Here is a 6,125-nt window from a genome sequence, read left to right as displayed (position 1 = left end):
GGGTCAGACAGCGCTGGGCGGATCCGGTTCCGTTCGAGCGGATGCGTGGAGCGACTGAAGCCGGTCCAAAACTCCCTGCAGAATAAACGCGGCTGCCGCCGAATCGATCTTGCCGGCGCGCTTGCGGCGCGAGAAATCCATCTCGATCAGCGTCCTTTCGGCCGCGACCGTCGATAGCCTTTCATCCCAGAGCACGAAGGGCAGGTCGCTCATTTGTGCCATGTTACGGACGAAGGCGCGCGATTTCTGCGCACGCGGACCTTCCGAGCCGTCCATGTTGATCGGCAGCCCAATCACCACGGCGCCGGCATTCTCCTTCTGCAGCAAGGCGAGCAGCACCGCCGCATCGAGCGAAAATTTCCTTCGCATGATGACCGGACGCGGATGGGCGAAGGAAAACCTCTGGTCCGAGACCGCGACGCCGATCGTCTTGTCGCCGAGGTCAAGCCCCGCCAGCGTCTTGCCGCCGGCTAACCGCGCCGGCAATTCTTCGATCGCGATAATGCCCACCGGCCGTCCTTCGCCTTTCACCACCAGGTGTTTTGTCAAACGCGTGGCGGACAAGTAACCCTTTGATCTCGGGGCCATTGGCGTTCTATCCTTTGGCAAGTCAAAAATCGAGGAATGCATTCATGAAACTGACCTGGTACGGCCACTCGGCCTTTCGGATCGATACCGCTGATGCCAAGATCCTCATCGACCCCTATCTGATAGGCAATCCGTCATGGACGGGTGGCTGGGAGGGCCCGGCTGAGGGTGTCACGCATGTGCTGCTGACGCATGGCCACAGCGACCACATCAGCGGCGCGGTGGAGGTGCTCGGCAAAAGCGGCGCCCAGCTCGTCGCCAATTTCGAGATCTGCATGTATCTGGTCGGCAAGGGCGTCAGCGACAAGAAGATCAATCCCGGCAACATCGGCGGCACCGTCGATTGCGGCAGCTTCACCACCACTTTTGTCCAGGCGCTGCACTCATCCTCGTTCCCGGGCGAGGGCGGCCAGAACACCTATCTCGGCAATCCGGGCGGCCTCGTCCTGCATTTCGCGGAAGACAAAACGCTCTATCACATGGGCGACACCGACATCTTCTCCGACATGGCGCTGATCAACGAGTTGCATGAGCCGAAGATAGGCCTGGTGCCGATCGGCGACCGCTTCACCATGGGCGGCGCGGTGGCGGCACTTGCCTGCCGGCGCTTCTTCAAATTCGACACCGTGGTTCCCTGCCACTTCGGCACGTTTCCGATGATCGACCCGACCGCCGATAAGTTCGAGGCCGGCCTGGAAGGATCCGGTGTAAGGCTGGCGTTGCCGAAAATCGGTGAGACGATTACGATCTAGAAACAGCTAAAGTGGAATAAATCCATGGTATTGGGGCGATCTCTTTGCGTTTCCATGTTTGTCGCGGCGTCGCCCGCGCTGGCCGCGGATGATTTCATCGAAGGCGTCTACCTTCAGTCCGAAGAGCTTTGCACGCAGGCCAAAAAGGACACGCTGCAAACGCTGATCGACGCCGGCAACATCGTGCTTTCGGCGCACGGCCTGCAGAGCGTGGAATACAATTGCGAGTTTCTGCAGGTCAGCAAGGCGACCGCTTCGCCGAGCTGGGCGGTGACGGCCCTCTGCCAGGAACCGGGCTATGTCTTCCCGGATGTCCTCTCGGTGACGCAAATGAACGACAAGCAGATCGATCTCGTGTCGGTCCGGCCCGTCAACGACGAAAGCGAAGCAAGCGGCAACAGCGGCAGCTACTATCTGTGCGAGGGCGTTGCCCTGCCGTAGACATCATCCTGTGCGTGGATCGATGGCCGAAGACTAGGCCGCCGCCGCAGCCTGGTCTCTCGCACGATGCATGTTGCGCAGCGCGCGCGGCGCCGCTATAGCCCGAACTGGTTTTCCCCGAGGCAAAAACATGTCCGTAGATCTTCAGACAGTGAAGCGCGTCGCGCATCTCGCCCGCATTGCGGTGAGCGAGGAAGATGCCGAACGGATGACCGGCGAGCTGAACGCCATTCTGGGCTTCGTCGAACAGCTGAATGAGGTCGATGTTTCCGGCATCGAACCGATGACCTCGGTGACGCCGATGGACATGAAGAAGCGTCAGGACGTTGTTACTGACGGCGGCAAGGCAGCTGACATCGTCGCCAACGCGCCGGCGACCGAAGAGAATTTCTTCCTCGTGCCGAAGGTCGTGGAGTAAACCGGCCGATGGCAATCGACATCGCCATTGAAACGCCACTGCAGGACGACGTGCGCGGCCTGGTCGAGGAACTCAACCAGACCTTGCTCGAACTGACGCCGCCGGAGCATTGCTACCATCTGACGGTCGAGCAGATGGCTGGTGAGGACACGACTGTCTTCATCGCCCGCGACAACGGCATGGCCATTGGCTGCGGTGCGCTGAAACGCCATGACGGCGCTGTCGGCGAGGTCAAGCGCATGTACACGCGGCCCTCGCATCGCGGGCAGAAGATCGGCGCGAAAATCGTCGAGCAGGTCGAGGCGCTGGCGCGCAACGAGGGGCTGAAGCGCCTGGTGCTGGAGACGGGCGACCGTCACCCCGCGGCGTGGACCGTCTACGAACGCGCCGGGTTTTCGCGTTGCGGCCCGGTGCTGGATTATCCCGATTCCGAGTGGTCGGTGTTTTACGAAAAGAGCCTTTGATGAGCGACCTGACCCAGCTGACGATTTCACAGGCCCGCGCCAAGCTGCACGGCAAGGAAATCACCGCGACCGAGATCACCGAGGCCTATCTCTCGGCCATCGATCGCGCCAATCCCGCGCTCAATGCCTATGTCGCGGTGACAGGCGACAAGGCGCGCGACATGGCCAAGGCGTCCGACGCAAGGCTGGTCAAGGGCGAGGGCGGTGCGCTGGAAGGCATCCCGCTCGGAATCAAGGACCTGTTCGGCACCGAAGGCGTCCATACGCAGGCCTGCAGTCATGTGCTGGACGGATTCAAGCCGCGCTACGAATCGACCGTTACGTCAAATCTGTGGGCCGACGGCGCCGTCATGCTCGGTAAACTCAACATGGACGAGTTCGCCATGGGCTCGTCCAACGAGACGTCCTACTATGGCCCGGTCATCAATCCGTGGCGGCGCTCGCGCCTAGACACGGTGGTGATGCCGACGACGCATCAGGGTGATGGCGGCTTCGTCTCGGCCGGCGGCACCAGGACCGCGCGCAGCCTGGACAATGCGCAGCTGGTGCCGGGCGGTTCTTCCGGCGGTTCGGCAACCGCAGTGTCGGCCTTCCTGTGTGCCGGCGCGACCGCGACGGATACTGGCGGCTCGATCCGCCAGCCGGCCGCCTTCACCGGCACGGTCGGCATCAAGCCGACCTATGGCCGCTGCTCGCGCTGGGGCATCGTCGCCTTCGCCTCGTCGCTCGACCAGGCCGGCCCGATCGCTCGTGACGTGCGCGATGCCGCGATCCTGCTGAAGTCGATGGCCTCCGTCGATCCGAAGGACACGACGTCGGTCGACATGCCGGTACCGGACTATGAGGCCGCGATCGGCAAGCCGATCAAGGGCATGAAGGTCGGCATTCCCAGGGAGTACCGCGTCGACGGCATGCCCGAAGAGATCGAAGCGCTGTGGCAGAAGGGCATTGCCTGGCTGAAGGACGCCGGCGCCGAGATCGTCGATATTTCCCTGCCGCACACCAAATATGCGTTGCCTGCCTATTACATCGTGGCGCCCGCCGAGGCTTCGTCCAACCTCGCCCGCTACGATGGCGTCCGCTACGGCTTGCGCGTGCCGGGCAAGGATATCGTCGACATGTATGAGAAGACCCGTGCCGCCGGTTTCGGCCGTGAGGTCAAGCGCCGTATCATGATCGGCACCTATGTGCTGTCGGCCGGCTATTACGACGCCTACTATCTGCAGGCGCAGAAGGTGCGCAATCTGATCAAGCGGGATTTCGAGACTGTCTTCGCCGCCGGCGTCGATGTCATCCTGACCCCGGCAACGCCATCCGCCGCCTTCGGCATCGCCGACGAGGACATGGCTGCCGATCCGGTCAAGATGTACCTGAACGACATCTTCACCGTCACGGTGAACATGGCCGGCCTGCCGGGCATCGCTGTGCCCGCCGGGCTCGACGCCAAGGGTTTGCCGCTCGGGCTTCAGTTGATCGGCCGGCCGTTTGACGAGGAAACCCTGTTCCAGACCGCCGCCGTCATCGAGCAAGCCGCCGGCACATTCCAGCCGGAGAAATGGTGGTAGCATGCCGCCCCCGTCTCGCATTTCCATCGTCGAGACGGAAGACGAACTGCTGATAACCAACCCACCGCGCATCTCGGATTTCAGGATGGGCTTCGTCCTGGTTGGGGCCGCGATCGTTGCCTATACCGGCTACATGGGATTGACCGACACGTCGCCCGCAAACGTCGCCAGCGGCACTCTCGGACTGCTGTCGTTCACTGCGATCATTGCCCTCTTCACCTACTTCCTCGGCAAGGATTTCATGTGGCTGGTGTTCGGCAAGGAAACCCTGCGGCTAACCGACGTGGCAGCCGTGCGCGACGTCAGGGGTTTTGTGCGAAATCGTTCCTCATTGCCTTTGAAAGGGCACCTTGAGGCCGAAATCCTCGACCATACCTATCCAACGGATGAAGCGGGGCTGTCGGAAGTCATCAGGTTGACCAACACCAACGGCGTCCTTGTTTTCGGCAGGGAGTTGAGCCGGCCCGAGGCCGAGGCTGTGACAAGTGCCGTCGAGCACTTCATCGGTCGTGAGAATTCGAGCCGACGATAGGCAGCCAATGTTCTTCTACCTTTCCAAGATCTTCTGGTTCTTCATCCAGCCGCTCAACCTGGCGATCTTCCTGCTGCTAGCGGGACTGCTCGCGGTCACGATCGGGCGCCGACGGTTAGCGGCCGCCGGCAGCGTGCTGGCATTTTTGATCCTTGCACTGTCAGCATGGACGTCGCTCGGCGCCATGATGCTCAATCCGTTGGAAGAGCGCTTTCAACGCCCGCCGCTGCCGGAAAAGGTCGACGGCATCGTCGTGCTCGGCGGCGGCTTCGAGGGCGCCATCAATCTGGCGCGCGGCGGCTATGAGCTGAACAGCAGCGGCGATCGGATGGTCGAGACCGCGATTCTCGCCCGGCGCTTTCCCACCGCCAAGGTGGTCGTCTCCGGCGGCACCGGCGCGTTGTTTCTCGATGGCGAGGGCGATGCCGCAACCGCGCCGCGCCTGCTCACCGCGCTTGGCGTGGCCGCCGACTGGATGATCCTGGAGAACAAGTCCCGCAACACCTATGAGAACGCGGTCTTCACCAAGGAGTTGGTAACGCCGAAGCCCGGCGAGACCTGGCTGCTGGTGACCTCGGCCTTCCATATGCCGCGCGCCAAGGCGCTGTTCGACAAGGCCGGCTTTGCAACCGTTCCATGGCCGGTCGACTATCGCACCTCGGGACGGGAAGGCGTCGGCCTGTTCCGCGACAATCCAGCCGATTCGCTGCGGGCCACCACCATGGCCATCCGGGAATGGATCGGGCTTTTTGCCTACTGGCTGTCAGGCCGGATCGATCAGCCTTTTCCGGGCGGCTGACCGATCACCGCCTGCCTGGCCGCCGAGAAGAACTGGCGCCGCACCAGCACCGCCAGCAGCAACAGCGTCGACAACACGAACACCATGGGGTCGACGAACCAGCCGAGATAACCGATCGAGAAGAACACGCCGCGCAGGCCGGAGTTGAAGTGCTTTCCGGCCAGCATGTTCATTTGCGCCGCACGCCACACCGCCGTTTCGGTGACCGGATTGCGCGAGGCTTCGCCATGCGGGATCGGTACGGCGCCGATCAGGATCGTGCAATAATTGAACAGCCGGTACGCCCAGCCGAATTTGAAGAACGAAAACGCCAGGATCAGCACCAGCCCAAACACCTTTATCTGGAAGGCCGCGCGCGACGGCGCGCCACCCAGAGGCAGGTCGCTGAGCACTTCAAGAACCCGGTCGGACGCGCCGAGCAGGGCAAAGCAGCCGCCGATCGCGATCAGCGAGCTGGAGGCGAAGAAGGCGGTGCCTTGCTGCAGCCCGCTCATGATGGCGGTGTCGACGATGCGGATCTCGCGCTCGGCCATGGTCCGCATCCAGGCTTGCCGCTGTGCATTCAT

Annotated in this window: 9 protein-coding genes; 7 read left to right on the top strand and 2 right to left on the bottom strand. The window is 62.5% G+C overall.

Annotation, left to right across the window (positions count from 1 at the left end; all coding sequences use genetic code 11):
* Positions 1-3 precede the first annotated feature (3 nt).
* Positions 4-510 (bottom strand): Holliday junction resolvase RuvX, encoded by a 507-nt coding sequence (gene ruvX / locus ENZ74_RS18285; RefSeq protein WP_063170231.1) that lies wholly within the window; start codon positions 508-510, stop codon positions 4-6.
* 122 nt (positions 511-632) lie between these two features.
* Here ruvX and ENZ74_RS18280 point away from each other — a divergent pair, with 122 nt between their 5' ends.
* From ENZ74_RS18280 to ENZ74_RS18250, 7 genes are all read left to right on the top strand, one after another.
* Positions 633-1,340, top strand: a complete 708-nt coding sequence (locus ENZ74_RS18280) for a metal-dependent hydrolase (RefSeq protein WP_063167956.1) — start codon at positions 633-635, stop codon at positions 1,338-1,340.
* Positions 1,341-1,364: 24 nt separating this feature from the next.
* Positions 1,365-1,781 carry a hypothetical protein gene (locus tag ENZ74_RS18275; protein ID WP_082826453.1) on the top strand — a complete coding sequence of 139 codons (417 nt, stop codon included), beginning with the start codon at positions 1,365-1,367 and terminating at the stop codon, positions 1,779-1,781.
* 130 nt (positions 1,782-1,911) lie between these two features.
* Positions 1,912-2,199 (top strand): Asp-tRNA(Asn)/Glu-tRNA(Gln) amidotransferase subunit GatC, encoded by a 288-nt coding sequence (gene gatC / locus ENZ74_RS18270; protein WP_013531787.1) that lies wholly within the window; start codon positions 1,912-1,914, stop codon positions 2,197-2,199.
* A gap of 8 nt (positions 2,200-2,207) precedes the next feature.
* Positions 2,208-2,663: a GNAT family N-acetyltransferase gene (locus tag ENZ74_RS18265; RefSeq protein WP_013531786.1), complete on the top strand. Its 456-nt coding sequence runs from the start codon at positions 2,208-2,210 to the stop codon at positions 2,661-2,663.
* Complete coding sequence (locus tag ENZ74_RS18260; protein ID WP_027161542.1) at positions 2,663-4,228, top strand: amidase family protein; 1,566 nt, start codon at positions 2,663-2,665, stop codon at positions 4,226-4,228. Before ENZ74_RS18265 ends, ENZ74_RS18260 begins: the two co-directional genes overlap by 1 nt.
* A gap of 1 nt (position 4,229) precedes the next feature.
* A complete protein-coding gene (locus ENZ74_RS18255) occupies positions 4,230-4,760 on the top strand; it encodes a hypothetical protein (protein ID WP_013531784.1) in 531 nt (176 codons plus the stop codon).
* Between the two features lie 7 nt (positions 4,761-4,767).
* Entirely contained in the window at positions 4,768-5,559 is a 792-nt protein-coding gene (locus ENZ74_RS18250; RefSeq protein ID WP_063167958.1) for a YdcF family protein, read from the top strand.
* On the opposite strand, the gene ENZ74_RS18245 is transcribed toward ENZ74_RS18250, so the two are convergent.
* Positions 5,538-6,125: DUF599 family protein (locus ENZ74_RS18245; RefSeq protein WP_127312903.1), on the bottom strand; the 588-nt coding region annotated here is incomplete at its 5' end. The genes ENZ74_RS18250 and ENZ74_RS18245 overlap by 22 nt on opposite strands.

It is taken from the genome of Mesorhizobium sp. M7A.F.Ca.CA.002.15.2.1, assembly GCF_003998715.1.
In the GTDB taxonomy this organism is placed as follows: domain Bacteria; phylum Pseudomonadota; class Alphaproteobacteria; order Rhizobiales; family Rhizobiaceae; genus Mesorhizobium; species Mesorhizobium ciceri.
Note: the sequence above shows the minus strand (reverse complement) of the source record. Positions and strands in the feature narration are given on the sequence as shown.

Bases quoted from the DNA above. Each gene is read 5' to 3' on its own strand.
- ENZ74_RS18265 (WP_013531786.1), top strand. From the start codon at position 2,208: ATGGCAATCGACATCGCCATTGAAACGCCACTGCAGGACGACGTGCGC.
- ENZ74_RS18275 (WP_082826453.1), top strand. From the start codon at position 1,365: ATGGTATTGGGGCGATCTCTTTGCGTTTCCATGTTTGTCGCGGCGTCG.
- ENZ74_RS18255 (WP_013531784.1), top strand. From the start codon at position 4,230: ATGCCGCCCCCGTCTCGCATTTCCATCGTCGAGACGGAAGACGAACTG.
- ENZ74_RS18260 (WP_027161542.1), top strand. From the start codon at position 2,663: ATGAGCGACCTGACCCAGCTGACGATTTCACAGGCCCGCGCCAAGCTG.
- gatC (WP_013531787.1), top strand. From the start codon at position 1,912: ATGTCCGTAGATCTTCAGACAGTGAAGCGCGTCGCGCATCTCGCCCGC.
- ENZ74_RS18250 (WP_063167958.1), top strand. From the start codon at position 4,768: ATGTTCTTCTACCTTTCCAAGATCTTCTGGTTCTTCATCCAGCCGCTC.
- ENZ74_RS18280 (WP_063167956.1), top strand. From the start codon at position 633: ATGAAACTGACCTGGTACGGCCACTCGGCCTTTCGGATCGATACCGCT.